32 protein-coding genes are annotated in these 26,049 nt (G+C 35.9%); 11 read left to right on the top strand and 21 right to left on the bottom strand.

Going from position 1 to position 26,049, the window contains the following annotated elements; all coding sequences use genetic code 11:
• Positions 1-48: 48 nt before the first annotated feature.
• From MHI10_RS06165 to MHI10_RS06145, 5 genes are all read right to left on the bottom strand, one after another.
• On the bottom strand, positions 49-1,530 hold the full coding sequence (locus MHI10_RS06165; protein WP_340783884.1) for a GGDEF domain-containing protein: 1,482 nt from the start codon (positions 1,528-1,530) through the stop codon (positions 49-51).
• Positions 1,531-1,773: 243 nt separating this feature from the next.
• Positions 1,774-3,255 carry a GGDEF domain-containing protein gene (locus tag MHI10_RS06160; protein ID WP_340783882.1) on the bottom strand — a complete coding sequence of 494 codons (1,482 nt, stop codon included), beginning with the start codon at positions 3,253-3,255 and terminating at the stop codon, positions 1,774-1,776.
• Positions 3,256-3,492: 237 nt separating this feature from the next.
• Positions 3,493-3,960: a ferric iron uptake transcriptional regulator gene (fur, locus tag MHI10_RS06155; RefSeq protein WP_340783881.1), complete on the bottom strand. Its 468-nt coding sequence runs from the start codon at positions 3,958-3,960 to the stop codon at positions 3,493-3,495.
• Positions 3,961-4,024: 64 nt separating this feature from the next.
• Positions 4,025-4,534, bottom strand: a complete 510-nt coding sequence (locus MHI10_RS06150) for a hypothetical protein (RefSeq protein ID WP_340783880.1) — start codon at positions 4,532-4,534, stop codon at positions 4,025-4,027.
• A 177-nt stretch (positions 4,535-4,711) separates the two neighbouring features.
• Positions 4,712-5,260 carry an NUDIX hydrolase gene (locus MHI10_RS06145; RefSeq protein WP_340783877.1) on the bottom strand — a complete coding sequence of 183 codons (549 nt, stop codon included), beginning with the start codon at positions 5,258-5,260 and terminating at the stop codon, positions 4,712-4,714.
• A gap of 90 nt (positions 5,261-5,350) precedes the next feature.
• Between MHI10_RS06145 and MHI10_RS06140 the strand changes: the two genes are divergently transcribed.
• Positions 5,351-6,241: an aldo/keto reductase gene (locus tag MHI10_RS06140; RefSeq protein ID WP_340783876.1), complete on the top strand. Its 891-nt coding sequence runs from the start codon at positions 5,351-5,353 to the stop codon at positions 6,239-6,241.
• Positions 6,238-6,735 (top strand): VanZ family protein, encoded by a 498-nt coding sequence (locus MHI10_RS06135; RefSeq protein ID WP_340783874.1) that lies wholly within the window; start codon positions 6,238-6,240, stop codon positions 6,733-6,735. Before MHI10_RS06140 ends, MHI10_RS06135 begins: the two co-directional genes overlap by 4 nt.
• A 441-nt stretch (positions 6,736-7,176) precedes the next feature.
• Here the strand turns inward: MHI10_RS06135 and MHI10_RS06130 are convergent, their stop codons facing one another.
• Both MHI10_RS06130 and MHI10_RS06125 read right to left on the bottom strand, forming a co-directional pair.
• The gene (locus MHI10_RS06130; RefSeq protein WP_340783872.1) at positions 7,177-7,614 is read right to left on the bottom strand and encodes a hypothetical protein; all 438 of its coding nucleotides are present in this window, start codon (positions 7,612-7,614) and stop codon (positions 7,177-7,179) included.
• 700 nt (positions 7,615-8,314) lie between these two features.
• Positions 8,315-8,794, bottom strand: coding sequence for a hypothetical protein (locus MHI10_RS06125; protein WP_340783870.1), 480 nt, complete (start codon positions 8,792-8,794; stop codon positions 8,315-8,317).
• Between the two features lie 356 nt (positions 8,795-9,150).
• Here MHI10_RS06125 and MHI10_RS06120 point away from each other — a divergent pair, with 356 nt between their 5' ends.
• Complete coding sequence (locus tag MHI10_RS06120) at positions 9,151-10,374, top strand: IS110 family transposase (RefSeq protein ID WP_340783867.1); 1,224 nt, start codon at positions 9,151-9,153, stop codon at positions 10,372-10,374.
• 899 nt (positions 10,375-11,273) lie between these two features.
• On the opposite strand, the gene MHI10_RS06115 is transcribed toward MHI10_RS06120, so the two are convergent.
• Positions 11,274-11,531 carry a YqkE family protein gene (locus tag MHI10_RS06115; RefSeq protein WP_340783864.1) on the bottom strand — a complete coding sequence of 86 codons (258 nt, stop codon included), beginning with the start codon at positions 11,529-11,531 and terminating at the stop codon, positions 11,274-11,276.
• Positions 11,532-11,553: 22 nt separating this feature from the next.
• On the bottom strand, positions 11,554-12,735 hold the full coding sequence (locus MHI10_RS06110) for an acetyl-CoA C-acetyltransferase (protein WP_340783862.1): 1,182 nt from the start codon (positions 12,733-12,735) through the stop codon (positions 11,554-11,556).
• A gap of 187 nt (positions 12,736-12,922) precedes the next feature.
• On the opposite strand from MHI10_RS06110, the gene MHI10_RS06105 reads away from it, so the two are divergent.
• Positions 12,923-13,882, top strand: coding sequence for an alpha/beta hydrolase (locus MHI10_RS06105; protein ID WP_340783860.1), 960 nt, complete (start codon positions 12,923-12,925; stop codon positions 13,880-13,882).
• Positions 13,883-13,942: 60 nt separating this feature from the next.
• Here MHI10_RS06105 and MHI10_RS06100 read toward each other — a convergent pair whose 3' ends face one another.
• The 5 genes from MHI10_RS06100 to MHI10_RS06080 form a co-directional block, all read right to left on the bottom strand.
• The gene (locus MHI10_RS06100; protein ID WP_340783859.1) at positions 13,943-14,416 is read right to left on the bottom strand and encodes an S-ribosylhomocysteine lyase; all 474 of its coding nucleotides are present in this window, start codon (positions 14,414-14,416) and stop codon (positions 13,943-13,945) included.
• A 90-nt stretch (positions 14,417-14,506) separates the two neighbouring features.
• The gene (locus MHI10_RS06095; RefSeq protein WP_445683213.1) at positions 14,507-15,247 is read right to left on the bottom strand and encodes an amino acid ABC transporter ATP-binding protein; all 741 of its coding nucleotides are present in this window, start codon (positions 15,245-15,247) and stop codon (positions 14,507-14,509) included.
• A gap of 17 nt (positions 15,248-15,264) precedes the next feature.
• On the bottom strand, positions 15,265-15,924 hold the full coding sequence (locus tag MHI10_RS06090) for an amino acid ABC transporter permease (RefSeq protein WP_340783856.1): 660 nt from the start codon (positions 15,922-15,924) through the stop codon (positions 15,265-15,267).
• A gap of 43 nt (positions 15,925-15,967) precedes the next feature.
• Positions 15,968-16,756: a transporter substrate-binding domain-containing protein gene (locus tag MHI10_RS06085; protein ID WP_340783854.1), complete on the bottom strand. Its 789-nt coding sequence runs from the start codon at positions 16,754-16,756 to the stop codon at positions 15,968-15,970.
• A gap of 231 nt (positions 16,757-16,987) precedes the next feature.
• On the bottom strand, positions 16,988-17,206 hold the full coding sequence (locus MHI10_RS06080; protein ID WP_340783852.1) for a YneF family protein: 219 nt from the start codon (positions 17,204-17,206) through the stop codon (positions 16,988-16,990).
• Positions 17,207-17,420: 214 nt separating this feature from the next.
• On the opposite strand from MHI10_RS06080, the gene MHI10_RS06075 reads away from it, so the two are divergent.
• From MHI10_RS06075 to MHI10_RS06055, 5 genes are all read left to right on the top strand, one after another.
• Entirely contained in the window at positions 17,421-17,774 is a 354-nt protein-coding gene (locus MHI10_RS06075) for a lmo0954 family membrane protein (RefSeq protein ID WP_340783850.1), read from the top strand.
• A gap of 15 nt (positions 17,775-17,789) precedes the next feature.
• The gene (locus MHI10_RS06070; protein WP_340783848.1) at positions 17,790-18,413 is read left to right on the top strand and encodes a PspA/IM30 family protein; all 624 of its coding nucleotides are present in this window, start codon (positions 17,790-17,792) and stop codon (positions 18,411-18,413) included.
• Between the two features lie 134 nt (positions 18,414-18,547).
• Complete coding sequence (gene liaF, locus MHI10_RS06065) at positions 18,548-19,231, top strand: cell wall-active antibiotics response protein LiaF (RefSeq protein WP_340783846.1); 684 nt, start codon at positions 18,548-18,550, stop codon at positions 19,229-19,231.
• Positions 19,228-20,277, top strand: a complete 1,050-nt coding sequence (locus tag MHI10_RS06060; protein ID WP_340783845.1) for a sensor histidine kinase — start codon at positions 19,228-19,230, stop codon at positions 20,275-20,277. Before liaF ends, MHI10_RS06060 begins: the two co-directional genes overlap by 4 nt.
• On the top strand, positions 20,270-20,899 hold the full coding sequence (locus MHI10_RS06055) for a response regulator transcription factor (protein WP_340783842.1): 630 nt from the start codon (positions 20,270-20,272) through the stop codon (positions 20,897-20,899). The genes MHI10_RS06060 and MHI10_RS06055 overlap by 8 nt, the downstream gene beginning before the upstream one ends.
• A gap of 84 nt (positions 20,900-20,983) precedes the next feature.
• Here the strand turns inward: MHI10_RS06055 and MHI10_RS06050 are convergent, their stop codons facing one another.
• The 6 genes from MHI10_RS06050 to MHI10_RS06025 all read right to left on the bottom strand — a co-directional run bounded on the left by MHI10_RS06050 (position 20,984) and on the right by MHI10_RS06025 (position 24,150).
• Entirely contained in the window at positions 20,984-22,174 is a 1,191-nt protein-coding gene (locus tag MHI10_RS06050) for an MFS transporter (protein WP_340783841.1), read from the bottom strand.
• Positions 22,175-22,179: 5 nt separating this feature from the next.
• Positions 22,180-22,578 (bottom strand): MarR family winged helix-turn-helix transcriptional regulator, encoded by a 399-nt coding sequence (locus MHI10_RS06045; RefSeq protein ID WP_340783839.1) that lies wholly within the window; start codon positions 22,576-22,578, stop codon positions 22,180-22,182.
• Positions 22,579-22,790: 212 nt separating this feature from the next.
• On the bottom strand, positions 22,791-23,123 hold the full coding sequence (locus MHI10_RS06040; protein WP_340783838.1) for a DUF3889 domain-containing protein: 333 nt from the start codon (positions 23,121-23,123) through the stop codon (positions 22,791-22,793).
• 119 nt (positions 23,124-23,242) lie between these two features.
• Positions 23,243-23,545, bottom strand: coding sequence for a Dabb family protein (locus MHI10_RS06035; RefSeq protein WP_340783836.1), 303 nt, complete (start codon positions 23,543-23,545; stop codon positions 23,243-23,245).
• A gap of 207 nt (positions 23,546-23,752) precedes the next feature.
• Positions 23,753-23,887 (bottom strand): hypothetical protein, encoded by a 135-nt coding sequence (locus tag MHI10_RS06030; RefSeq protein ID WP_340783834.1) that lies wholly within the window; start codon positions 23,885-23,887, stop codon positions 23,753-23,755.
• A gap of 44 nt (positions 23,888-23,931) precedes the next feature.
• On the bottom strand, positions 23,932-24,150 hold the full coding sequence (locus tag MHI10_RS06025; RefSeq protein ID WP_340783833.1) for a hypothetical protein: 219 nt from the start codon (positions 24,148-24,150) through the stop codon (positions 23,932-23,934).
• A gap of 265 nt (positions 24,151-24,415) precedes the next feature.
• Here MHI10_RS06025 and MHI10_RS06020 point away from each other — a divergent pair, with 265 nt between their 5' ends.
• Positions 24,416-24,808 (top strand): hypothetical protein, encoded by a 393-nt coding sequence (locus MHI10_RS06020; RefSeq protein WP_340783831.1) that lies wholly within the window; start codon positions 24,416-24,418, stop codon positions 24,806-24,808.
• 24 nt (positions 24,809-24,832) lie between these two features.
• Positions 24,833-25,153: an acyl-CoA dehydrogenase gene (locus MHI10_RS06015; RefSeq protein WP_340783828.1), complete on the top strand. Its 321-nt coding sequence runs from the start codon at positions 24,833-24,835 to the stop codon at positions 25,151-25,153.
• A gap of 68 nt (positions 25,154-25,221) precedes the next feature.
• Here MHI10_RS06015 and MHI10_RS06010 read toward each other — a convergent pair whose 3' ends face one another.
• The gene (locus MHI10_RS06010; RefSeq protein WP_340783826.1) at positions 25,222-25,842 is read right to left on the bottom strand and encodes a hypothetical protein; all 621 of its coding nucleotides are present in this window, start codon (positions 25,840-25,842) and stop codon (positions 25,222-25,224) included.
• Between the last annotated feature and the right edge of the window lie 207 nt (positions 25,843-26,049).

Here is a 26,049-nt window from a genome sequence, read left to right as displayed (position 1 = left end):
ATGTCATCTTACTTATTTTTTAGTAAGATGACATTTTTATTTATTATTTTAGGTAGTTGAAATAAATGTATATTGATCTTTCCCCTTGTTTTTAGATTCGTAAAGTGCCTGATCACACCGCATGAAAATACTAACTTCCTCTTCCTGAGGCGTTTCTTGAATCGTCCCCCCAATGCTGACCGTTAATAAATCCCATCCGGAATGTTCTTGCTGTTTCTTTCGGACACATGTTATTACTTCACTCGCCAATTTATGTAGTGCTTGCTCATTGGCATCCTCTACAACAATCGCAAACTCATCCCCACCAAACCGTACGACAGAGCTTTTTTTACTAACAACTTCTTTCAAAATTGCTGCTAATTGTTTGAGCACTTCATCCCCTTTTAAATGCCCATGTTGATCATTTACTTGTTTAAAATTGTCCAAATCAATTAATAATAAGCCAATGTGCGCATTATCTTTCTTCAAAATTAATTGTTCCATATATTGTATATATGAGGAACGATTATATACCCCAGTCAACGGATCGTACGTTGCCGAAAGAATGGTAGTATTCAAAATTTTTAAGATAATTAACAGCAATAAACCCGCCGTTCCCATCGCGATAACTAAAATAATCCAAAAATTTTGTGTATTCTTTTTTAAAAGTTGCAATTCTGTATAATTATTATACTCTATGTAAATGATTCTCTTCGTGGAATTGCCAAGCTGGTCTTTAGCTAAGTATGGAATAAATTGATGTGTTTCAACAATTCCATCTTTTGATTCTATTAAAACTTCAACTTTTTCGCTGTTTTCGTAGGATTCGTTATATGCTATTTTTAACTCCGGACTTAATTGTTGAATCGTCTTTACGTCATCTTTCGCTCCTAATAAAAAACCTTCATCACCTATAATTTCCACATTGTTTAAATCATCATATTTCATCACTAAGTTTTTTACGGTTTCCAAAAAATTGAACGATTCAAAAATAGGGGAATTTTTCAACTCACTACCCATTTCTAATAAATACTTTCGATCTTTCGTTGCTAAATAGCTATATCTCCATAATTCATTCGTAACTGCCGAAATATCTATGCCATCAGAGTAATACTCCCCACTATTTCTTCTGTCATCTAATAATGCGGCGAAATTTACACAGCATTCTGAAAAGTCTAATCCTACGCTCGGTTCATAGGTTGCTATAATAACCTTATTGTGTTCATCAATAATGAAAAAATCCATTCCTGTTCGATTTTTAATTTCATTTATATCCCATGAATAAATATCCGGATTGGATTCGTAATATTTTTGCAAAGAACGCAACTCTACTTCCATACTTTCTGAATAGGAATAATCCAAATAAAGATATGCTTTATCTACCGCTTGCATATCTGATAAAATATGATTTTCGATGAGCGTACGCCCGTCATGCTGTTGCTGCTTTATGTCTTGAATTAATAATTGTCTATTTACTAGTGTGATAACACTTACGATAATGACTGTAAATAATAATAAACTAAGAAGTAATTTTACCCATAAACTTTTCATATAAAAACACCATACCCTATAATTATCACTTACCTTTTCAGCAACCTTTCGTGGGAATATGAATGCTGAAGCAAGTAAAAGTAATCACTTTTACTTAGCGAAAACATGACTTTTACATCATATATTATACACTACAACTCTACCAAATTATAGAAAATAAACCAATACAATTATTATTTTAATAGAATGAGTCTTCTAAAATATCCTCTTACCTTTTTTTCGGTAGGAGGACATTTTTGTTAACTAATTAGGAGTAATGTATGAATATTGATCTTTCCCCATATATTTCGATTGGTAAAGTGCCCGATCACCACGCATGAAAATACTTACTTCTCTTTCTTGAGGTGTCTTTTGTATTGTCCCACCAATACTGATAGATAAATGCTGCCATATCGAATGTTCTTGTTGCTTTTGTCGGACATTTGTTAATATATCATTCGCTAATTGATGTAACTTCTGCTCCGTTGCATCGTCCATAACAATACCGAACTCATCCCCACCAAACCGTACAACAATCCCCTTTTCACCGATAGCTTGCTGCAAAATGTGCGCGATTTCTTTGAGCACTTCATCGCCTTCCAAATGCCCAAATTGATCATTTACTAATTTAAAGTTATCCAAATCAATTAATAATAAACCGATTTGAACTTTATTTTTCTTCTGAACTAATCGATCCATATACTCTATGTAGGAGGTGCGATTATATACTCCTGTTAGTGAATCGAATGTTGCTAAGCGAATAGTCTCTTTTAAAATTCGCATAATAATAACAAACAGTATGCCTGTTGTGACAATCCCTACCACAAGCAACAACCAAAACTGCTGTGTTTTTTTATTGACGAGCTGTAATTCGATGTGATTGCTATATTGTACATAAACAATCCGTTTTGTTGAATTCCCCTGTTCATTTACCGAATGATATGGAATAAACCGGTGCGTCTCCTTTTTTCCACCGTTAAAACGTACAATTACTTCTGTAGGTTGTTCAGTTTCTGTTGCCTTTTGATACACCTTTTTTATTTTAGGGCTTAACTCATCAATCGTTTTAACATCGTTTCTTGTTTGTAGAAAAAAACCTTCATCACTAATCATTTCAATATTATTTAAGTCTTTATATTGCCTAATTAAACTTTCTGCTGTATCAAAAAAGTTAAAGTTTTTAAAAATGGGTGAATCTTCCAATTCGCCCCCTAGTTCTAATATGTATCGATGATCTTTTGTCGGTATAAAACTATATTTCCATAAATCTTTCGTCACTTCTGCATTTTCTATACCGTTTGAATAAAAGTCATCCCGCTGTCTGCTTTCATCTAAAAACGAAGCAAATCTTACACAGCATTTTGTCAAATCCAATCCAATGCCCCGCTCATCTGTTGAAACGACAATTTTATTTTGTACATCGATTATGTTAAGATCCATCCTTGTACGGTCGTATATTTCTTGCATATCCCACGAATAAACATCCGGGTTGGATTCATAATAGTTTTGTAAATAAAATAGCTCGGTTTTCATCTGTTCAAAATAGGTTCGGTTATTATAAGAATGTGCTTCATCAACCTTTTGCATATCCGATAAAATATGACTTTCGATTAGCGCCCGACTTTCATACTGTTGCTGCTTCATATCTTGTACTAATAGATGCCTATTAGTGAGTGCAATAACACTTACAATAATAATCGTAAATAGTAATAAACTAAGAAGTAATTTCGCTTCTAAATATTTCATACAAATACACCATACCTTATAAATATCTCTTACATTTTACTATTGATCAAAATAAATCACGTACTACTCACCTAAATGTAATACTTTTAAACTACTCTATGTATAATACTATTATACTATTAATTGCATCACATTACCAATAAATTATCATCTTTGTATTACATTCATCTAAAATTAGCGTAAAAAAAATGAACAGCCCCTCAGCTGTCCAATTTTTCATAACTTATTCAAATGTTACTAAGCATTACTGTCTCCAACATTGTCTTCTTGATCATGACAACGCCAGCAAATGCCATGGAATGTTAGTCGATGGTCTTTAATGATAAAGTTCCAGCGCTTCTCCACAATGACTTCTACGTCCTCTAATAAATCTTCTTGAATTTCGTCTACCGCGCCACATTCGATACAAACTAAATGATGATGGAAATGTTTTGCACCTTCTTGACGCAAATCATAACGAGATACACCATCACCAAAATTAATTTTGTCAACGACTTTCAATTCTGTTAAAAGCTCCAGTGTGCGATATACTGTCGCTAAGCCAATTTCAGGTGCTTTTTCTTTTACTAATAAGTAAACATCTTCAGCACTTAAATGGTCTTCTTCATGCTCTAATAAAACTGCTACGGTTGCTTCTCGCTGTGGCGTCAGCTTATAGCTCGCACTATGCAGTTGTTTTTTAATTCGATCAATACGGCTCTCCATGCGACGCCCTCCTAAACTTATTCCATTATACCAAAGGAGTAAATACGATTACAAGATAATGATTTTATTTAAAGACATATGATATTACGAAATTTTCTAAGGCAAATACAATCACCATTGCAACGAGTACTACCGCTACTTGTTTCCATGGGACAACCCCTCTCATCGGGCGGCCGAAATTGCTTTTTTGTCCACTTTTATAGAGCGCAATCAATAAAAGACAATACACAAATTGAAAAGGAAACCACCAAAATGCATAAAGTTTAATAGAATGGTGTTGAACAAGTAAAAAGACAGAACTAAATCCTAAAAATGTTACCTTAATCGCGATAAAGATCGGGGCAATCATCGTTAAATATTTATGTGTAGAAAATAATAAGACAATCATAATGGCTGCAATAAATGGGACTGTACTCCAAATAAAATTCGGTTTGTCCACCGACAGTAAACGGCGGTCCCCCCATTCAATAATTTGGGTTACTTGCTGTATGTCAAACAGTTGATAGCAAGCTACCCCGCTAATAAAGCATAGGACAATCATTGTTGCATACTGAACATAAATCATTTTGCGCATGTTGGACTCCCCCTTGTCCATACAATCTATGCTCGTCTACTGCTCATATGCCAACATTTTTAAACTTCCATAATTTCACTTTGTAGTTTACCTACTCATAAAAAAGAGGGGAATTATTGATTCCTAGTCTCCGAAAAAGCGTACTTTATACATATACAAAACCGTTTTAGTACGCAATTATTCCGAAGCACAATTGATTTTCATCCATAGCACAGCAAAAACAGTCTTTGCGTCGAAAATTTGCTGATCATTCACCATTTTTTCCGCCTCATCCAACGAAACTTCCATTAATTCTACAAATTCATCTTCATCTAATTGCACAGGTGTTTTCATTTTTATTAAATGGCGTGCTACATAAACATGAATAATCTCATCTGCAAAGCCAGGAGAGGTTGCAAAGGATTGTAAATAGTGTAATGAATCAGTTGTATAGCCCGTCTCTTCCTCTAACTCTCGACGTGCCGTAACAATTGGCTCTTCATCCTTTTCAATTTTTCCAGCTGGAATTTCAATAATCGAACGCTCCAGTGCTTTACGATATTGTTCGACAAGCAGAATTTTGTTGTTTTCTGTAATGGCAATAATGGCTACTGCACCAGGATGATTAATAATTTCACGCTTACTCGTTGCACCATTAGGCAATAATACGTCATCAACTTTTAACGAAATGATTTTCCCATCAAAAATTTTTTCGGATTGTATCGTTTTCTCTTCGAATTTTCTCATTACTAGGCCCCCTACTTGTTTTGCATGTTCTATCCATTGTACCATTAGTATATCTATTTCTATCATACTGAAGTTCGGAGGAAAATAACCGTGAAAAAAAGAATTTTAGGCACGAGTCAAATTGAAATTTCTGAAATGGGTCTCGGGTGTATGTCATTGCCGCCAAATAAAGACGCAGCAGCGAACGTCATTGCGGCCGCACTTGATTATGGCATGAATTATTTTGATACGGCTGATTTATATGATAAAGGGATAAACGAGGAAATTGTCGGAGCACTCTTAAAGAAAAATCGACACGAAATTGTTTTAGCAACAAAGGGAGGCAATCGTTGGGAAGAAGGCAAGGAAGGCTGGCACTGGGACGCTTCCCCCGCCTACTTGAAACAAGCGGTAAAAGACAGCCTGCGTCGACTACAAACGGATTATATCGATGTTTATCAATTACACGGTGGAACAATTGATGACAACTTTGAAGAAATTATCGACACATTTGATCAACTAAAAAAAGAAGGACTCATTCGCGAATACGGTATTTCATCGATTCGTCCAAATGTGTTCATTCCCTTTTTAAATGATAGTGCCGCTATTAGTAATATGATGCAATTTAATATTTTGGATCAACGGGCGAGCGAATATTTTACGACGATTCAACAGTCAGGTGCTTCCGTTGTGACGAGAGGTTCGATTGCAAAAGGCTTACTGACAAATGATTGGCGTAATCGTCTTCAATCTTATATGGGGTATGAAAAAGAACAAGTTCAAGAAATCATTGCAAAAATTGAGCACAACTACGACGATGTTCATGCGGCTGCTCTTGCTTTTAATTTACATTATGAAACAATTGCTTCTACTGTCATTGGAGCACGAACGGTCGAACAGCTTCAGCAAAATATGTCAGCGTATGAGAAAGCACAACAGTTCGATTCGATTTCTACTTTACTTGAATGGATACAGCCAAAGCGGTATACAGAACATAGATGAAAAAGGGAATTTTACTAACGATTAGTGCGCTGTTCATTGTTTTTTATGCATCTAATATGACCTATGAGCAGCAAACGGTTGTCCCAGAACTCCGCGTACTGTTAAAAGACAAGCCGTTGGAAGACGCTTTAAGTACTCTTGAAATTCCTTATTGGGGAACAATTATTTCGATAGAATCCAGAGGCTATTTTTATTTTATTGAATTTTTAATTCGCAAAGCCACACATTTTATCGGATATGGCATACTTTCGATTATTTTTTATTTTCTATATGTAAAACTAAAATGGCGTTATCCAAGTATATTATCATTTGTCACAATTTTCATGATCGCTTGTTTAGATGAATATCGTCAAAGCCTTATTCCTGGGCGAACAGGCATTTTCGATGATGTGCTCATTGATGCTGCGGGTGCGCTTTTCTTTTTACTATTAGTGAAAATCATTGTTTCCATTAAACGATTTATCACTAAAAAAGCTGGGCACATTTTAAAATAACCGTTCAATTCAGTGGTATTAACATTCAAAATAAGATTGAAACAGGAAATAGTTCGCTTAATGAACTATTTCTTTTTCATTGACTTAACCTATCCAAAGATAAGCAATGATTCGTTCACTGAAAAAGGAAATTTAACCAATCACTTTTAAGAAATATGCATCATTTTATTCATTAATTTTGATTGTGAAGCCGCGTTCTAAATACTACGAAAACATTGTTATGACTTACTTTTAAAGAAAGTGTATAAATTTATGTATAAACAATGTGCAATAAGAAAAGCTACGAAACGTTGATTTAACAACATTCGCAGCTTAATGGCGTATCCCCAAACTTCCATTTGGGAACGTTATTTAGTTTTATTTTTAATACTTTATACAATGAGAAAATGGTACCACAATCCAATCAACCGAAGCGTCTATTGACTAATAAAAGTAGTTTATTTATTCTGTCAATTTTTCTTCTAAAATACTAAAAAATTCATCATCTTTAAAAAGATATTCTTCGTATGAACCTCTATTGTCTCCAACCGCTATTCCTTTATTGATAACATCCATATACATTACATAACCTGTATTCAGAGTGATTTTCATCCAGTAGTCATAAGTTAAATATACTGAACCACCTTTTTTATTTTTCTTAAATTTAGATTTCTCGAAAGCCTTTATCAATTCTTTCTGAGTTTTACCTGTTAATTCAATAGGAACAAGTAATTCTTCCTTATCATAATTAAACTTTAAAAACTCCATAGCTTGTTCTTCTACACTAAAATCGGCACGCTTTAAAACATCCGTCGCAGAATAAGTTGGCTCCGAGTAATATAGATAAATCCCAATTCCAAAAATTCCAACTATAATTATTCCAACTATAATTTGTTTCATTTATTCAATCCCCTCACTAAATTAGATTCAATTAAAACCTTCCAAACCCTTTTTTAAATAAAACATCCCCAAAGCGTCAAGCGTCGTTTGGGGACTTACTGTTCATAAGTAGCCAAAATACCACTTATTCAATTGAATAAGAGGTATTGGTTCCCTAAGTGTCATTTGGGAACGTTTATTTGTATGAGATTGTATATTCTACACTTAGCTAAAAGCGCCGACTAAATCTATAAATTTTCCATTATGGGCGTCTATCACAATCGTTGCATTCATTTCAGGTGCTTTTATTGTCACTTCCCATTGCATTCTATTAAATAATTCATTCAAAAATCCAGATTTTTCGGAAAGGTTTACATGTATATCGTAATCTGGAATCCCTTCTAGCCCATCAAATGAAATCGTTCCCCATTCTTCAGATGGATTTAATAAATATTTTTCCGCATTAATTAAAGCTGCTTCTGCACTAAGTATGGGTGATTTATAAAAATATAAAAAACAAATGACACTAGAAATAATTAAAACTAATGCTATTTTTTTAAAAATAATACCACCTCAAATGAAATTATTATGTTATCTATTCAAATCGCCCTCAAAGTGGCATTTATGTATACGTTATAAATCCTTGTTGAACTAAAGCCCCCGTTGAAGCACAAAATGCAATTACTAACATTCACACATCCATAAAAAAACGAATAATACTCTATTTTTCTCTCTTGTCAACAAAAGTAGTAATTACTTCTTGAGTAATTGTTCGATCTTCATCATATAGTTCTACAATAACTGCCTTATTATTTTCTATATATTTTTTTATTTCACCTATTTTACATTCTCCCTTTATTTCCCTAAAATCTGCTGCGCTAATAAAGTGTACTCCACCTTTTGGTACTGACACCGTTTTGAAAGTTTCAGGAATTTCTATTACTTCGGCGGCAATCAGGTCACTTATATGAGTATCTTGAATAACGAATCTAACATTGTACTCTTGCTCTGGTTCATTTCCATAATCGTTAATTTCTACGCTAAAATGTAGTACCTCAACATCGGAACCCTCAACGGAATTAATTTCAACAGAAGCACTTTCAATAACAGGATACTTTAACTTTTCATTCTCACTTCCACAAGCAGACAAAAAGATAAAAATTATACTTAGATAAGTTAAGAAAATAATTTTATTCCTCAATATCTCATCAATCCCTTCCCTGCTACGTTAATTGAAGTATAACCTTCCCAAAGCGGTGTTTGGGAAGATTATAATGTTTGTTGCACTAAAGCACCCCGTTAGCCATACATGTAGCGCAAAATCAGCGCTACACCACAGAGGATGAAAATGTGTGCAGAACGGGTATAGGATACTACGGCTGGGAGAGGAAGGTCGATCAACTATGGTGCCGTAGAGCCCATCCGTTAGTCTGACTCCAACGACCACGGTGCATCACAGAATGTCGCTCCCTTTCGGGAAGCACTCATGGGAGATTAATCCTACTCTGGTTGTTGCACCAGCCTCCAATACTATTCGCCGTAGAAAGGATGATTACAATGGAAGTAATCATTGAGTATGCATGCGGTATGGACATTCATAAAGATTCGATTACTGCGTGTATTATGACTCCAAAAGGAAAGGAGATTCGAACGTTTTCTACTAAGACTGTATTTCTATTACAGTTAATCGACTGGATTAAGGAGTATGAGTGTACCCACGTAGCAATGGAAAGTACAGGTGTCTTTTGGAAGCCTATTGTTAACATACTAGAAGCTGAGAATATTGAGTTTTTAGTCGTGAATGCCCAGCATATGAAAGCAGTGCCGGGTCGCAAAACCGATGTGAAGGATGCCGAATGGATTGCCAAGTTACTTCGGCACGGACTACTCAAAGCCAGCTTTATTCCTGACCGAAATCAACGGGAACTGCGGGAGTTAGTTCGCTATCGTCGCAGCATTATTGAAGAGCGCGCAAGACAACATAATCGGATTCAAAAAGTATTAGAAGGAGCGAATATCAAGTTAGGCTCCGTTGTTTCCGATATTATGGGTGTTTCAGCTCGTGACATGCTTAATGCCATCGCAGATGGCGAGGATGATCCTATAAAACTTGCGGGCTACGCTCGACGTACTATGAAAAAGAAAAAAGATGATCTTGAACTAGCCCTTCGGGGATACATCAATTCACATCAACGCCTCATGATAAAAACCATTCTCGCTCATATTGATTTTTTAAGTGAACAAATTGAGTTACTAAACCAGGAAGTAGCTTCTAGGCTTTCTTCACACCAAGAAGATATTGAACGGTTGGATTCCATACCTGGCGTTGCCACTCGTATGGCTGAACAAATCTTAGCTGAAGTCGGAACCGATGTCGGCAACCAATTTCCGAGTTCTGCTCATCTATGTTCCTGGGCAGGATTAGTACCTGGACATAACGAAAGTGCTGGCAAAAGGAAATCGACAAATATGAAAAAAGGGAACAAATATCTAAAATCAGCTTTAGTAGAAGCTGCTCACTCTATAAGAGGGTCGAAGACCTATCTTGGAGCAATGTATAGGCGTACAGCGGCACGTAAAGGCAAAAAACGTGCAGGTATTTCTGTCGCCCACGCCATTTTGAGAATCGCCTATTATCTCTTAACGCGCAAAGAAAAGTATGTAGATTTAGGCGAAGATTATTTCGACAAGCAAAAACAACAATCCATTGTACGGTATTCTGTTCGAAGGCTCGAAAACTTAGGATACAACGTTTCAATCACTGAACCAAAAGTCTCCTAATCCAACAAATAACCTGGACCAACAACTAGACGCTACACTCTTTTTTTAAAAATGAGCTGCGGTTTCCTTTAGTGTTGTCATTTTTGCGAAGTCTGGCTTTTAATTTTCATGGGAGTTGAAGAATAAAGTCCCCAAACCATCGTTTGGTAACTATTCTTTTCTTAGCGTTGTAAACAACTTAAATCTGACGTGATCACATAATAGATAAAACCATCTTTATATACATCTGAATCAACAAAGTAATTGCAACTGCTTCATAAAACATTTGTAATTATATTAACATATTTAACAATTATTAGGCGTAATCCTTTTTAAATCTTTTTGTTCTTAACTTCTTTTTCTTTCAATATCTATGTGAAAAGGATAGATGTAAGCAGGTAATCCCCCTGTTCATCTATCCTTTCATTTTAACCCTAAATAATGTGTGACATTGTATTAAATTATTTAGTTATAGAGCTTTATAAACATTTACTTGACTTTTAATAAAATCTTATTGGTCTTTTTTTAAATACTTCAATTAACCTGCTACATAGTTGAAGTATAACCTTCCCAAACCCTCGTTTAATAACTTAATTGAATTATAAACAGCCAAGACGATTTAGTAACAGCGATGTTTTTTAGTTATTTGGATGAAGGTTTTTAAATCCAAACTATGTAGATGTTACATTTGTACAATAACTCCCCATAATTTACCCCTTCTCAAATTCCACTTTAGCATTCGCTAATATCACTGAACCGATAATCTCTGAAATATTTAATCAAGGAGCATATACTACTTCTTTTGTTACATTCCCTTATTCTTTGTTTTTTTCTAATGAAAAATAGACTGCTTATTGTATTGCCAATTTGCAGTCTATTTATGTGTTTAATTCTTATTTTGTACTAGACAACTGAATCGATTAAAACTTCGAACGTTTATCGCCGTACTGATTTAACAGCTCTTCAAAGCTCATATTCTTCTCGCGTTGCTTGCGCTCAAAAGCAGCCTTTGCAATACGCTCCTCTTCTTGAACCTTTTCTTCCGCAAGCATATCCTTCTTAGCTGCCTTTAACTTCGCTAGCACATCGCCACCTAATTGATCGGCTAATGTTGCGGCCTTTTCTTTCGGTAGTTCAAATTCATTGTTCGTTCTTTGTTGTTGTTTTTTTCTTGCCATTTTTTAATCACCTACAATTTTTTTAGCGTTGGACGATTGTTGCGACACCTTGCCCGCCTCCGATGCATAAAGTAGCAAGACCAAGCTTCGCATCTTGCTTTTGCATCTCATGTAAAAGCGTGACTAAAATACGTGCGCCACTCGCGCCAATTGGATGTCCGAGTGCAATCGCGCCACCGTTTACATTTAGTTTATCATGATTGAAGGCAAGTTCGCGATCAACTGCTATTGCTTGGGCAGCAAACGCTTCATTTGCTTCAATTAAATCCATCTGTTCTAACGTTAAATTTGACTTTGACAATACCTTTTTCACCGCTTGAACTGGTCCTACCCCCATAATGGACGGGTCGACACCTGCGCTCGCATTCGCTAAAATTGTCGCCATTGGTGTTATACCAAGTTCCAGTGCTTTTCTTTTCGACATGACAATGACAGCAGCAGCGCCATCATTAATTCCTGAGGCATTGCCGGCTGTAACCGAACCTTCTTTTTTGAATGCAGGTCGTAACGCACTTAGTTTTTCCGCTGTTGAATTAGGCTTCACATATTCATCTTGTGCGAAAATAATTGGCTCCCCTTTACGTTGCGGTATTTCAACGGGCACAATTTCATCTGTAAATTTACCTGCTGTAATGGCTACTGTGGCACGTGCTTGTGAGCGGGCAGAAAAAGCATCTTGCTCTTCTCTTGTAATTTGATGTAAATCACATAAATTTTCAGCAGTAACCCCCATATGGTAGTCATTAAATGCACACCATAGTCCATCTTTAATCATTGTATCCACAACTTTTTGATCGCCCATTCGGAAACCTTCACGTGCATTTTGCAATACATATGGCGCCTGACTCATATTTTCAAAGCCACCTGCAATAATAATGTCAGCATCCCCTACTGCAATAGCTTGGGCAGCTAAATGCACCGCTTTTAAACCTGAACCGCATACTTTATTGATGGTCATTGCCGACACTTCATTCGGTAAGCCTGCATGGATGCTCGCTTGACGTGCCGGATTTTGCCCTAAACCTGCCGCTAACACATTTCCCATAATTACTTCATCTACTAAATTAGGATCTAAATGAATTCGTTGTAACGCCTCTTTCATGACGATTCCACCTAAAACCGGCGCTGCAATATCTTTTAACGTTCCTTGAAATGAACCTATTGCTGTACGTACTGCACTGACAATTACGACTTCTTGTGTCATAAAAATTCCCCCTTTGCTTGGTAGTTCCCTTTGTGAAGCGAATGTTTCAATTTCATTCGTCAGCATAATTTTACCAAACATTCTGAAGTTTTTCGAGATAGGATTTTTGTTTCATTTTGAATATTATAGAATATCTACTGTATTATAAGGTTTCAAATAGGTAACTACTAAAACAAGTGAGGTGCGAATGGTGAAAAAGAAATTTATGTTAGCTTCTAGCATCGCGACAACTTTTTTGGCTACCGCAACGGCTGTTTCAGGATTTATGTTAACGAATCGATTGATGTATATTAAACCAAAAGAAGCAGCCTTTATTTATGACCGCGAAGTGAAAGCAAAAAGATTTGATGAGGCGTGGTATAACGGTTGTTCAAAAGACGAACTAACCGTCCAATCCCCGAATGGCTACACGATAAAAGGAATTTTTCTAAAACCGCTATCAACAAAAAATACAATGATTATTTGTCATGGTGTGACCGAAAGTAAAATGAATTCGGTTAAATATGCACGCATGTATGAAAGACTAGGCTTTAACACAGTCGTTTATGATCACCGCCGCCACGGAGATTCTGGAGGGAAAACGACGAGCTATGGTCATTATGAAAAGTATGATTTACAGGCAATTGTGCAAGCAGTAAAGGCGATTATCGGTGAGGAAGCATTATTAGGCATTCACGGAGAATCAATGGGTGCTGCAACGACTTTGCTTTATGCAGGCACAGTCGAGGATCATGCATCTTTTTATATTTCAGATTGCGCATTTTCAGATTTCCGAGAATTGCTTGCACTTATTATTAAAAATTCCATTTCCATCGATTTTAAATTCGCTATCCATTTTACGAATATTTTCATCCGGATGCGTGAGGGCTATTCTTTTGATCATGTAAATCCAAAATTAGCTGTAAAAAATATAATGAAACCTACTTTATTTATTCACAGTGAACCCGATGATTTTATCCCTTCTTCAATGACAGAACAGCTTTTTGAAGCAAAGCCGGATGCTAAAATGTTGAAAATTTTTAAGGTGGGTGCTCATGCACAATCCTTCAATGATTCTCCATTCGAATATGAACAAGTAATCACTAAATTTTTGCATGACTTTATCGGGAATTATTGGGTTAATTTAGATAGTGATCCAATCGCTTAAATTGAAAAGAGCATGAAAATTCACTCCTAGGTGACCTTCCATGCTCTTTTTATAATTTAATTATTCTGGTTGAAATACTATATGCCATTCATTACGTTTTTCTAAAAATTCCTTTGCTAATGCTTGTGCACCTTCTAAACTATGGCTTGCAGCCCAACCGCATTGGACTTCATTACATGCCGGTACAGCTGTTGCAGCAAGTACATCTTGTGCCGTCTTTTCTAAAATTTCTAAAACGCCTTCATAATCATCATAGTTTAGAAACGACACGTAAAAGCCTGTTTGACAGCCCATTGGTGACAGATCTACAATCGCGTCTGAATGATTGCGGATGCGGTCTGCCATTAAATGTTCTAATGAATGAAGTGCTGGCATTTCCATATGTCCTTTATTCGGTTGCTTAAAGCGAATATCATACTTTGTTACAACATCCCCGTGCTTCCCTTGTTTCGTACCTGCTAAGCGTACATATGGCGCGATCACTTTCGTATGGTCTAAATCAAAGCTTTCTACATTTGTTTGTTCGGTTGTCATAGTTGGTTCCTCCTAATTAATTAATTAATTAATTAATAATGCTGCGAGTTAATTTATATCAGCAAGTGTTTGAACACAAGCTAATTTACATTAGATAAATTGCATTGATTGAATAAATGATTGGATGCGTGCATTGTCATTGTGCTCAAAAAAATGAACTGTTGCACCATCGAATACAATTTCCCCATGCTCTAAAAAAAGAATACGGTCTGCTACTTCGCGAGCAAAATTTAAATTATGCGTCACGATAATCATGGACTTTTCTTCTTCCGAAAGGTCCTTTAACACTTTCAATACTTCCCCTTCAAGCTCTGGATCCAGCGCACTTGTCGGTTCATCAAAAAGTAAAAATTGCGGCTCCATCGCCAAAGCCCTCGCAATCGCCACCCTTTGCTGTTGCCCACCTGACAATTGTGCAGGATAGCTATCTATTTTTTGGCTAAGCCCTACTTTTTCTAACAATAGTTTACCTTTCTCAACAGCATCAATCCGCATTTCTTTTAGCACTGTTAACCGACCTTCGATGACATTTTCTAACACTTTCATATGCGGAAATAAATTAAAACTTTGAAATACCATCGCAGTGCGTTGGCGAATTGCTAATGTATCCTTTTTCGATACAGGCCTCGATAAATCAATCTTAATGTCACCCACAGAGATTGTACCTTTTTCTGGTTTTTCTAACAAGTTAATACATCTAAGCAGTGTGGACTTCCCAGAGCCAGATGGACCTAAAATAACCGTAGTTTCGCCTTTGTGAAAAGTTAAATTAATATTTTTCAACGCTTCTTGCTGTCCGAAATATTTATACACTTGATCAAATTGTACGATATGAAGCCACCCCTCTCTTACACATATTTAGATGCATATTTTTCAAGCCTACCTTGTAAAAACATCAACACACTAATAAAAACTAAATAAATAACAGCACATAATGAATAAATAAGTAAAGGCTCATATGTACGGGCTGTAATTTGTTGACCAATCATAAACATATCCGCAAGCGTTACACTAGCAACAAGCGATGTTCCTTTTACTAAATCAATAAAGTCATTCGTAATAGGAGGCAATGAAATACGAATTGTTTGAGGTGCAATGACACGGCGCAATACTTGCCAATAGGTCATTCCCAACGATTCGGCTGCTTCCCATTGCCCTTTTGGAATCGCTAAAATCGAAGCGCGAATGGATTCCGAAGCATATGCGCCAGTGTTTAAAGAAAATGTAATAATCGCGGCTGTCCATGCATCTAACGTTATACCTGCTTTTGGAAACCCGAAAAACACGATGAATAATTGCACTAGCACTGGCGTTCCACGGAAAATCCACACATAAACTCCAAAAATACCACGTAAAATTTTATAGTTTGATATACGAGCCAAAGCGGTTATTACTGCCACTACTAAGGCAATCGCAAATGCAATAAGCGAAAGCGGGATTGTTACAATAAGCCCCGCTTTCAAAATCGGCCAAATAGAATCAAGTGCTATTTGCATTTCCCTACTCATCCATTCGCACTTCCTTTCTATTTAAAAGGTGGCCCCATCGTTTTTAGTTATTCGAAATAATATTTTCTCCAAAATATTTTTCTGAAATCGCCGCAAACGTGCCATCCTCTGAGCGCATTTGAATGATTTCATCTACCTTTTTGCGGAACTCTTCGTTGTCCTTATTTAAAATTAACGCAATGTCAGATGAACTGGTTGAACCATCTACAATTTTTAATTTCGCACTAGGCTGTTCTTTTAAATACGTTAAAAATGTTACGCGATCATGAATCGTCCCATCTGCACGCCCTTGTGTAACTAATTCAATCGAGCTTGTTAAATCTGTTACCGGTACGATTTCTGCCCCCAAGCCTTCCGCATCTTTCGCAAAATTACTCGTAATCGTTTGAGCCGCTTTTTTTCCATCTAAGTCTTCAATTTTCGTAATATCCGTATTGTCTTTGTTGACAGCGAGTACGGCTACTGACTCCATGTAAGGAATCGAGAAATCATATTTTTCTTTTCGTTCATCAGTAATCGAAACATTATTAATGACAAAATCATATTTATCCGTATCTAAACCCGCAATGAGTGAATCCCATTTTGTTTCAACAAATTGCGCCTTCACGCCTAAGTCTTCTGCAATTTGTGCAGCAATTTCATATTCGAAACCTGTTAAATCACCTGCTTCATTGTGGTAACTAAAGGGTGGGAACGTACCTTCTAAGCCAATTTGAATGACTCCCTCCTCTTCAATTTGCTGCAACTTATTTGTATTCTTTGCTTCGTCTTTCCCTCCGCATGCCGCAAGTACTAATGTTGCCAATGCTAAAGATGTTACTATTTTTTTCATTGTTACTTCCCCCAATCTCAATACCTAGTTATTTGATAAGTTTTATATTATTACAAAGGATTTTAAAAAGCAACACTACATTTAGAAATTTCAGTAAATTATAAATACAATTGATTGTTTGGCGATTAATAGAATTTCATGTGCTTAGCCAGCCTAAACAAGCACGCACTTTATTAAAAACAACAAAAAAACTACCTTTGCAAAATTTCTACAAAGATAGTTTCAGCTTTATTATTTGTCTTGGAACTTGTTCATTTGTGACATCATTTGACGTACTTGCTTTTCAGACGGTTTACGTCCCATTTGTGCCATCATCATACGAATCATTTGTTCATTAATTGGTGGATTCTCTTTTAAATACTTCATCATATATTGACGAGCAGCGTAGAAACCAATTGCTACACCTGCGATTAATGCTACTATAATCCCTAAAATCCATGCCCATGTCATACCTTCCAACCTCCTCCACTACCGATATACCGAGAAAAACTCTCCAAGATGGATTATACACTAAAAAGATAGGCGTTTCTATATATTAATTTAGGACAAATCAGACTTAGTTCCCCTCAGCCTCTAGACCTAGCCAGAAATACAGTTACAGGTCGTTACCCGAAACTGATACACGAGATAAGATAGAGATATCTTAAACGAGGAGGAACAAAACATGAAAAAACTATTTTTATACACAGCAGGTTTCATCGCAGCACTTTTTGCACTTGTGTTACTTGCACCCGTTGCAGGACTTCTAGTTTCCGGCTTATTATTAGCAGCTGGTTTACATTACTACACAGAAAGTAAATCGACTTTCGGGAAAGTAATGAGCTTAGTGTTAGCACTTGCAGGATTAATTAGCGCATTATCGAACATTCCAGGATTTATCGGATTAGTTGCAATCGGTATTCTTTATTACATTTACAAATCTCGTAAAAATGAAAAAGTAGAAATTTTTGCAGCACAACCAAAAGAAGAAGATCCTTTCACAAACTTTGAGCGTGAATGGGCAAAATTAAACAACTAAGGAGCGGATGGAAAAATGAAAAACTTATTAACAAAATTTAAATATTCAATTCAAGCAGATTTACATGATTTATTTGATAAAAAGGTTGAAAAAAATCCTCTTTCCATGTTAAATCAGTATATCCGAGAAGCTGAAAAACAAACCGAACAAACTGGCAAACTTTTAACGCGTCAAGCACAGCTGAAAAAAGAGTTGGAAGCTCAGCTTATTCAAACAGATGAAATGCTTGAAAAACGCGAAAAACAACTAGCACTTGCTACAACAACTGAAGAAGCGGAATTAATCGCTTTTGCAAATGATGAAGTGATCGCTTATGGAACACGAAAACAAGCGTTACTTGCAAGCATGGACGTGGCAAATGAAGAATATTTTGCACTTGAACGCAAGTTTGAAACGATGAAGCATAAAATTAAAGATATGAAAGTACGTCAACTTCAATTAATGGGCAAGGAAAATGTTGTACGTGCCCATCACCAAATGGACAAAGTATTAACGGCAAATAAAACGGAAAACTTCGATGAGTTATCAACTTATATTGATGATTTAGCACAAAATATTGACCGTAAATATGAAGTCACAACGTTTGAAGCTCGTTTAGCACAATTAGAAAAAGAACAAAAAGTTATCGAGCTTTCTTAATTACAGTTATATTTTATATAAAAATCAATGTTATACTGCAATAAGGAGAAAGTCCTCGTACTTTCTCCATTTTGCACGTTTAAGTTATATCAGACGCATTTATGCAAAAGCATAATGGATAAGGAGGTTAGCCCATGTCAAAAATTTCATCCGACCAGCTTGCGGTTATTGCGATTAGTTTTGTGTTAGTTATTTTAGTTGAATTGACACTCTTTAATAATGGGAGTGTTTTCTTATTAATTGCTGGTTTGGCACTTGTTGTTTATAGTTTCAAAAAGAAAAAAACAAAACAAATTCCTCTTTGGCTCGGTGTTACTTTATTATTTCTTGCCATTATCACTTTATGGACACTTCGACTTCTTATAATTGGCGTTCTCGTTTTTGTCCTCTATAAATATTTAACGAAAAAAGAGGAACAAATTGAAATCTTTAAACATCCACTCAATGAGAAGCTTCAGCCAAATACATTAATCGGGACTACTCCAGCTGAAACCGAAGCATTTCAATGGCGAGATATTCAAATTCAACGTTTTATCGGTGATATTACTTTAGATGTGACGCAAACCATTTTACCTCCTGGGAAATCCATTATATCGATTCAACAATCTTTAGGTAAAGTTCGTGTCATTGTCCCTTACGAAGTGACCGTTAAACTCCATTACTCAACACTTTACGGAGAAGTCACTTGTTTTGACCATCATCCAAAACGCCTCATCAATGAGCAATTAGCCTTTGAACATGGGGATTCAGATGCTAAACGAGTGCTTGTCATTTATATTACTTCTTGGATTGGGGATGTGGAGGTGCAACGAGGATGATTGCATTTATCAGCCGACTGTTCACATTATTCATCACCTTTTCTATTACGCTATTTACAATACTATTTTTGATTTTAGGAGAACCAACAGAAGAAAATTGGCGATTTTTATGGGAAGATCTTGTACCTCCCAATCAAGTACCGATCATTGCCATTATGCTCGCCATTTTATTTGCACTTAGCTTTGTCATCTCGCTTTGGATGGGCTTTTCTTTACTATTAAAAGAAAGTACAACAACGCGCTACGTAAGAAAAATTGCTGAGCCGAATTTCTCTCAAACAATTGGAAAGTCAAACAGTTCACTTAATAAGGCAATGCGTGTTGCCAATGAATTAATTGAAACGCAGCGTGCTTCATTACAACGTTTAGCAACAGAAAAAGTACAAACGAATGATGCCATCGTACAAGAACGTCTCCTTGCCGAACGACAACGTCTCGCGCGTGAGCTTCATGACTCGGTCTCTCAGCAACTTTTTGCGGCCTCGATGCTACTTTCTGCTTTAACAGAACAAGAACAAGATCCAAAATCACAAAAACAGCTCGGTCAGGTGGAAAAAGTTGTCCAGCAAGCACAACTTGAAATGCGTGCCCTTCTTTTACACCTTCGCCCTGTCGCCTTGCGCAATAAAACATTAGCAGAAGGTCTTGAAGATTTAATTTTAGAATTACAAGAAAAAGTGTATTTCAATATTGACTACCAAATTGAAGAAATTGCTTTATCTAAAACCGAGGAAGATCACCTTTTTCGCATCGCACAAGAAGCACTTTCGAACACGCTTCGTCATGCTAAAGCGAATGAGGTCGAATTATTATTTATTGCCCGCGATCAATTAGCTATTTTACGCATTCAGGATAATGGCTTAGGCTTTGATGTAGATGGAGACAAAACCTCATCATACGGCTTACGTAATATTGCGGAACGTGCCGTGGAAATTGGTTGCACGTATAAAATTGTTTCCGTACCGAATGAGGGAACGATTGTCGAGGTGAAAGTCCCTTTGAAAATGGAAGTGAGTTTACAAAAGGAGGTGCAGGAAAATGATTAAAGTCGTCATAGCGGATGATCATGAAATGGTGCGAATTGGTGTTTCTTCTTATCTATCAGCGCAACCGGATATTGAAGTGATTGGTGAAGCAACAAACGGTCAAGAAGCAGTCGAAAAAGTGCTCGAATTACGCCCCGATTTAGTGCTAATGGACAATGTGATGCCGATTAAAAACGGTGCACAAGCTACAGCTGAAATTTTACAACAATGGCCTGAAGCAAAAGTAATGATGGTCACAAGTTTTATCGATGATGATAAGCTTTACCCCGCGCTAGAGGCTGGTGCTGTAAGTTATATTTTAAAAACATCGAATGCCCGCCAAATTGCGGATGCCATTCGCAAAACGATGACAGGTGAAACCGTATTAGAACCAGAAGCAACGACAAAAGTAATGGCTCGCATGCGTGGTACAAATGCAGCCCTCCATGACCATTTAACAGAACGCGAAATGGAAGTACTGTTATGTATGGCTGCCGGCAAAGCCAATCAAGAAATTGCCGAACAATTATTTATCGCCTTAAAAACAGTGAAAACCCATGTCAGTAATATTTTAAGTAAATTAGAAGTCCAAGATCGCACACAAGCAGTCGTTTATGCATTTCAGAATGGGCTTGTGAAATAAGAAACTGTAAAAAGGCAGCAACCACTCTGAAATAATGTGGGTTGCTGCCTCTTTTGTAGTTTTTTTATACTACTTTGAAATTACTTATACATGCACGACTTTTTTTGCTTTGATTTTTGCTAATCTTAGTAAATAAACAATGAAAACAACGATAACTACACCTGCACCTGTTAAATAAACAGCAGAATAGCCGGCATTCACCGCCACGATTCCTAAAATGTAGGAACCTAATGCAATCCCAATATCAAACATCGTAAAGTACGTCGCTGTTGCATAGCCACTACGATTATGTGCAGTTGATTGCATAGCTAGTGCTAATAAACTCGTCGTTATAGCCCCATAGCCGAACCCAATAAAAATAGCGGAGCCTAAAAACCAAACCGGTCCTGACACAAATGCTAACATGACTAAGCCTATCGCAAACGTAATGATTCCAGGAATAATCACATATTGAGGACCTTTTGTATCATAAAGCTTGCCTGTATACGGACGTGTAATGAGCATGGATGCCGCGAATACTACATAAAAAAAGCTCGCCACCTCAATTAAATCCTTTTGCTGTGCATACACCGATAAAAACGATAAAACACTTGCATATGCGAAAGCTACTAAACTAGCAATCGCAGCAACTGGCAATGCTTGACGTTCCAGTAAATCACTAATTGTAAATGTTAACCTCACTTTGTTTGCAGGCTTTGGTAAATCATCCGTATGTATGGAAGTCGCTAAAAGTCCTCCAACTAGCACACAAATACTCATCACAATAAATAATAGATCAAAGCTACTATATTGGATTATTAGTAAGCCGAAAAATGGGCCAATAACAACGGCTAAATTTGTAGACATCGCAAAATATCCAAGCCCTGTCCCTTTTCGATTTTTTGGTACAATATCCGCTGCTAATGAACTAACAGCCGTTGTAATAATACTAAAGAAAATCCCTTGGATAAAACGTAAACCTAATAACAGTCCAAATGGATCAATAAATAAATACAAAACCGTACAAACAAAATATCCGACTAAAGAAAGGACTAACAATTTCTTCTTGCCAAAAACATCGAGTAATTTCCCTGAAAATGGGCGTATAATAATGGCAGATAATAAGAAGCTTGAAATTAGTAATCCTGCTTCTTTATCTGTTTGATGAAGTACGCCGATTGCATAAAGCGGTAATGTTGTTACTAAACCATAAAAAACAAAAAACACCGTAATGTTGACTAAAAATAAACTGATGAACCTCGTCGTCCATATTTGAGTACTTTCTTCTTGTTGCAAATCAATCAACCTTTCATTTTTTGCAACAGATTCATAAATTGCTGTTGCTCTTCAAGCGTCATGTCGCCAATCATTTCATCCTCGAAAGCTAAAATTGTTTTTAGAATGATTGGTAATTTTTCTTCTGCCATCTCTGTTAATGTCACAATTTTTTCACGTTTATCTGCCCCATCTACTCGTTGTAACCATCCTAACGTTTCAAGTCTCTTGACAGCTCTTGTAATACTTGGCGCTTCGACATTTAAATACGTCCAAATTTGCGTTAACGTCATTGGCCCATGAACATGTAGACAATATAAAATCGACCATTGTGAACTATACAAATTATGTTGCTTCAATGTTTCATTCAAACAATTCGTTAAATACCTACTTTTTTGGAATAATGCATGGAATACTAGGTTCATGCTCTCACCTCTCCATTTATTTAACTAGTTAAGTAAATACTATACGCCTCGATTTATATCATGTAAAGTATAGCCGCTTACAAATATGAAGAAAGGATACGATTAACATAAAAAGAGGAAACCCAAAATATTCAGGCTTCCTCTTAATTATTATTGTCATGCTACAAATTTCGTCCGAGTGAAAATCACATACTTTGCCTCAACAATGATTGTTATCTATCTGTTTCTTGAAATTCAATTGTCACTATTTTTTCCGTTGTAGCGACAAATATAATGTTGACATATACACCAAATTCTTTGTCGCCCTGTTTTAACCAAAACTTAAATTTCTCGATTATTACGTCCTCTCGCGTTTCCCTACCGCGGTGCAAATAATCAATAATTTGCGCATGCGGATATTGATTTTGCGCTTCCCTCATAGCGAGCGCTCCCCATTTCGCATAGGCAGGCGTTTCTTTTTGTGCATGAACAATAGTTGAAGCATGTGGTGGTATCGATAAAACAGCCGAAAAAACACTAAGTGCAACTATTAATTTTCGCATCATTGAGCTTTTCACCTCATCTATAGCTTGCTCAATTTAAAAGAAATCACTCGATAGCACGCACCATTTTTTTTATAGGACATTTGAAATTAAATATGTAACGATGTAATTAAATTAGCCAGTTAATCTTCGTTAAAGTCAATGCAAGCCCGATTATTCAGTACAGTACCTACAAACTGACTTACGCGCACATGTTCCGGATGAATTTGATATTTTTGCAAGTCCTCTTCACTCTCAAATAAACTATCTAATATCACTTCTCGATTGCTAGAAGATAACGGGTTTATAGTAACATTTAACGATATTATTCCATTAATTACTTTTGTTAAACTTTCCAACTCATCTTTCACATTTTTAGCATTCATTGCTTTCTGTTCATTATTAAATTCTTCCTTATGATTCCACATTACAATATGTCTAATCATTAGAATCAATCCCCCGTAATATAATTTTTAATTTTCAGTTTTCTATTACAAAGTAACATATGTATTTTCAACACTCAATGATTTAAGTTGTATGGACCTAACATTTCTATTTTTAATAGGCATAAATTTGTCATAACAACAAAAAATAAATACGCCAGAAGTTTATATATTTTACTCCTGGCGCATTTCGTTTCGTACCTATTTTATTTACTGCTTCGGTTGTTGAACATTATTATGAATCACTGCATTGAATTCCGCTGAATACTCTTCACGATTGTTGTTATTTTTAGGTTTATCGTCTTTCTTTTTCTTCTTAAAACTTGTTTTCCCCTTCTTCGCCATTACTTGTCCACCTCCAAAAATTAATAAAAATCAGCTAAATTTGACTATTTATTTTTATTAGATTGTTGATTTTTGTCATGGTTCGTTTTATTATTTTTATTTTTTGCTTTCGCATCAAATTCTGGAGCGAATTCTTCGTTTAGGTTGTCATTTGGGTTATTATTATTGCTATTACTGACGTCAAGACTTTTGCTTTTGTACGTATCAAATGGATTATGCGTTCTTGTATTCATTGTTTTGTTGTTGTTTTTATTATTCCCCATGGATTTTCACCTCCTACAAAGTAATGTGCGCAACATAGGAGGAATTATTCTTTAGAGATTAGTGGGAATAAGTCTTAAAAAAATTAATCGTTTATATACCCCATTACTTCATCTATATAACGTTCTAATGGTTAACCTGTATTTACAATGATACAGTTAGTATTGGCAGGCTTTTTGCTACTTTGAAGAGTATTAACGAACCTTCTTTATAGAAAACTGTCATTATAACTATGGTAAAATACAATGTGAAGAAATGGAGGAATTTATGAAGAAATTAATTTACACATTCCTCATAATCACTTTCACCGTTTTATTAGGCCTATTTATTTGGGAGAAAGAAACGGAAGATCCGATTACACGTGGTGAAATTCATGCCCTTTTAGAGCAAGGGGAAACTCAAATTGATTTAACAACAATAACCGATTTGGAATGGACTGAGGTAAGAGCATTTGGACCGTATTCAACGGATGAAATAATTGAAGAGTCAATGGGCGTTAAATTTTTATCAATTGGTGGAATTGATGTAATGGAAACAAATTTTTTATTAGTATTTGCGAAGAATAAAAAAGTAGTCAAAACTGTTTCCATTTCTAGAAATTATGGGGACTATTATATAAAGGATGATAAATTTCTGATTGTGGATAAAGTTAATAATTAATCAGCAAAAATAAAGGAGCACTCTATGGAAACGACTTTTACATACGAAAAATTTGCGGTTGATGGTGTTTTAACATTACTCGATCCACTTTATATACTTGCTTTATTATTTTCGGCATTGCTACTCATTGCTGTTTTGCGCTTTGCCATAAATCCTAAAATTATGCTTTTTATCAGTGCATTTATCATTTTACTCATGGCGCAAATTCATATTATCGGTGGGATTTTAGCAGATGAGCTTAGCTTAGGCAGCTCAAGCAAGAATTTTTACTTTTTAATCGCGATTGTGATCTTACAGTTAAGCGTAATGATTATTTCGTTTAAGAAAAATAAAAAATCTAATTAAACAAGTAGTTAGAGGGCTGTGAAAGAACGTCCCTCTAACACTTTATATACCCATTTAGTGAGACTAATTTAATCGATTTCATCGGTAAAAGTCAGCGTAACTGCCTGAACTAAGTCCATTCCTTCAAATATTGATGGAGAAAAGAAATCTTCCATCTCATAGCTTCTCATACTATCCCCTCCATCATAAACCATCAACGCAACAGGTATTTCTTTATTCAGTTCAATCTTTCGAAAATCTGTTAAAAAACCTTTTAATGATGCCATATTTTCAAAATTGACATTTAGTGCTTCCGTTTGTGAGGTGAATCTTCCGTTAATGTGAATATTGAAATCGATTGCATAGTTCTCTTTAAGCAGCATGGCAAACGTACCTTGTAATCTTTCGTCTGTACCTGTATCTTGCCCTAACGACACTCCTACGCCACCTATATCCTCCCAAGTGCCGTCATTATTCAAAACATAAGCATTAACGTTAAGACCTTTTGCGGTTTTAGGCGCTTTGAAAGATAAAATATTGGCATCCATTTCAAGCCCTAACGACTGCAGGAGGTATGCATCGCTTTCCGATAACTCATATGGCGCAACGCCTTCCTTGCTAAGTAATTTCGTTTTACTTGCATTGTTTGAACAAGCAGCAAGCATGATTATCATAGCCATCATTAAAAATAATACAAAAAACTTTTTCATTTTAATTACCCCTTTCTAAAAAAATCTCTTCCTATTATTTCATTTACAATTTAATACCATTAGTTTACAGTAAAATTACAATTAAATCACTTTACAACAATGTTAATATTTCGCTAAAATCATTTCAATTTATTCATCAAAAAGCATATTCTTACTTTGATATCTATTACGTAACATGCTATATTGATTATCAATACCCCTCGTATT

Origin of the sequence: Solibacillus sp. FSL K6-1523, from assembly GCF_038005225.1 — a bacterium.
In the GTDB taxonomy this organism is placed as follows: Bacteria; Bacillota; Bacilli; order Bacillales_A; family Planococcaceae; genus Solibacillus.
This window is presented reverse-complemented; position numbering and strand designations above follow the sequence as displayed.

Excerpts from the sequence above, each read along its gene's own strand:
- MHI10_RS06130 (WP_340783872.1), bottom strand. The coding sequence starts at position 7,614 with ATGAAACAAATTATAGTTGGAATAATTATAGTTGGAATTTTTGGAATT.
- MHI10_RS06020 (WP_340783831.1), top strand. The coding sequence starts at position 24,416 with ATGAAGAAATTAATTTACACATTCCTCATAATCACTTTCACCGTTTTA.
- MHI10_RS06105 (WP_340783860.1), top strand. The coding sequence starts at position 12,923 with ATGGTGAAAAAGAAATTTATGTTAGCTTCTAGCATCGCGACAACTTTT.
- MHI10_RS06165 (WP_340783884.1), bottom strand. The coding sequence starts at position 1,530 with ATGAAAAGTTTATGGGTAAAATTACTTCTTAGTTTATTATTATTTACA.
- MHI10_RS06055 (WP_340783842.1), top strand. The coding sequence starts at position 20,270 with ATGATTAAAGTCGTCATAGCGGATGATCATGAAATGGTGCGAATTGGT.
- MHI10_RS06150 (WP_340783880.1), bottom strand. The coding sequence starts at position 4,534 with ATGCGCAAAATGATTTATGTTCAGTATGCAACAATGATTGTCCTATGC.
- MHI10_RS06110 (WP_340783862.1), bottom strand. The coding sequence starts at position 12,735 with ATGACACAAGAAGTCGTAATTGTCAGTGCAGTACGTACAGCAATAGGT.
- MHI10_RS06030 (WP_340783834.1), bottom strand. The coding sequence starts at position 23,887 with ATGGCGAAGAAGGGGAAAACAAGTTTTAAGAAGAAAAAGAAAGACGAT.
- MHI10_RS06025 (WP_340783833.1), bottom strand. The coding sequence starts at position 24,150 with ATGGGGAATAATAAAAACAACAACAAAACAATGAATACAAGAACGCAT.
- MHI10_RS06045 (WP_340783839.1), bottom strand. The coding sequence starts at position 22,578 with ATGAACCTAGTATTCCATGCATTATTCCAAAAAAGTAGGTATTTAACG.
- MHI10_RS06085 (WP_340783854.1), bottom strand. The coding sequence starts at position 16,756 with ATGAAAAAAATAGTAACATCTTTAGCATTGGCAACATTAGTACTTGCG.
- MHI10_RS06100 (WP_340783859.1), bottom strand. The coding sequence starts at position 14,416 with ATGACAACCGAACAAACAAATGTAGAAAGCTTTGATTTAGACCATACG.
- MHI10_RS06135 (WP_340783874.1), top strand. The coding sequence starts at position 6,238 with ATGAAAAAGGGAATTTTACTAACGATTAGTGCGCTGTTCATTGTTTTT.
- liaF (WP_340783846.1), top strand. The coding sequence starts at position 18,548 with ATGTCAAAAATTTCATCCGACCAGCTTGCGGTTATTGCGATTAGTTTT.
- fur (WP_340783881.1), bottom strand. The coding sequence starts at position 3,960 with ATGGAGAGCCGTATTGATCGAATTAAAAAACAACTGCATAGTGCGAGC.
- MHI10_RS06035 (WP_340783836.1), bottom strand. The coding sequence starts at position 23,545 with ATGATTAGACATATTGTAATGTGGAATCATAAGGAAGAATTTAATAAT.
- MHI10_RS06090 (WP_340783856.1), bottom strand. The coding sequence starts at position 15,924 with ATGAGTAGGGAAATGCAAATAGCACTTGATTCTATTTGGCCGATTTTG.
- MHI10_RS06010 (WP_340783826.1), bottom strand. The coding sequence starts at position 25,842 with ATGAAAAAGTTTTTTGTATTATTTTTAATGATGGCTATGATAATCATG.
- MHI10_RS06070 (WP_340783848.1), top strand. The coding sequence starts at position 17,790 with ATGAAAAACTTATTAACAAAATTTAAATATTCAATTCAAGCAGATTTA.
- MHI10_RS06075 (WP_340783850.1), top strand. The coding sequence starts at position 17,421 with ATGAAAAAACTATTTTTATACACAGCAGGTTTCATCGCAGCACTTTTT.
- MHI10_RS06060 (WP_340783845.1), top strand. The coding sequence starts at position 19,228 with ATGATTGCATTTATCAGCCGACTGTTCACATTATTCATCACCTTTTCT.
- MHI10_RS06120 (WP_340783867.1), top strand. The coding sequence starts at position 9,151 with ATGGAAGTAATCATTGAGTATGCATGCGGTATGGACATTCATAAAGAT.
- MHI10_RS06145 (WP_340783877.1), bottom strand. The coding sequence starts at position 5,260 with ATGAGAAAATTCGAAGAGAAAACGATACAATCCGAAAAAATTTTTGAT.
- MHI10_RS06115 (WP_340783864.1), bottom strand. The coding sequence starts at position 11,531 with ATGGCAAGAAAAAAACAACAACAAAGAACGAACAATGAATTTGAACTA.
- MHI10_RS06040 (WP_340783838.1), bottom strand. The coding sequence starts at position 23,123 with ATGATGCGAAAATTAATAGTTGCACTTAGTGTTTTTTCGGCTGTTTTA.
- MHI10_RS06080 (WP_340783852.1), bottom strand. The coding sequence starts at position 17,206 with ATGACATGGGCATGGATTTTAGGGATTATAGTAGCATTAATCGCAGGT.
- MHI10_RS06015 (WP_340783828.1), top strand. The coding sequence starts at position 24,833 with ATGGAAACGACTTTTACATACGAAAAATTTGCGGTTGATGGTGTTTTA.
- MHI10_RS06160 (WP_340783882.1), bottom strand. The coding sequence starts at position 3,255 with ATGAAATATTTAGAAGCGAAATTACTTCTTAGTTTATTACTATTTACG.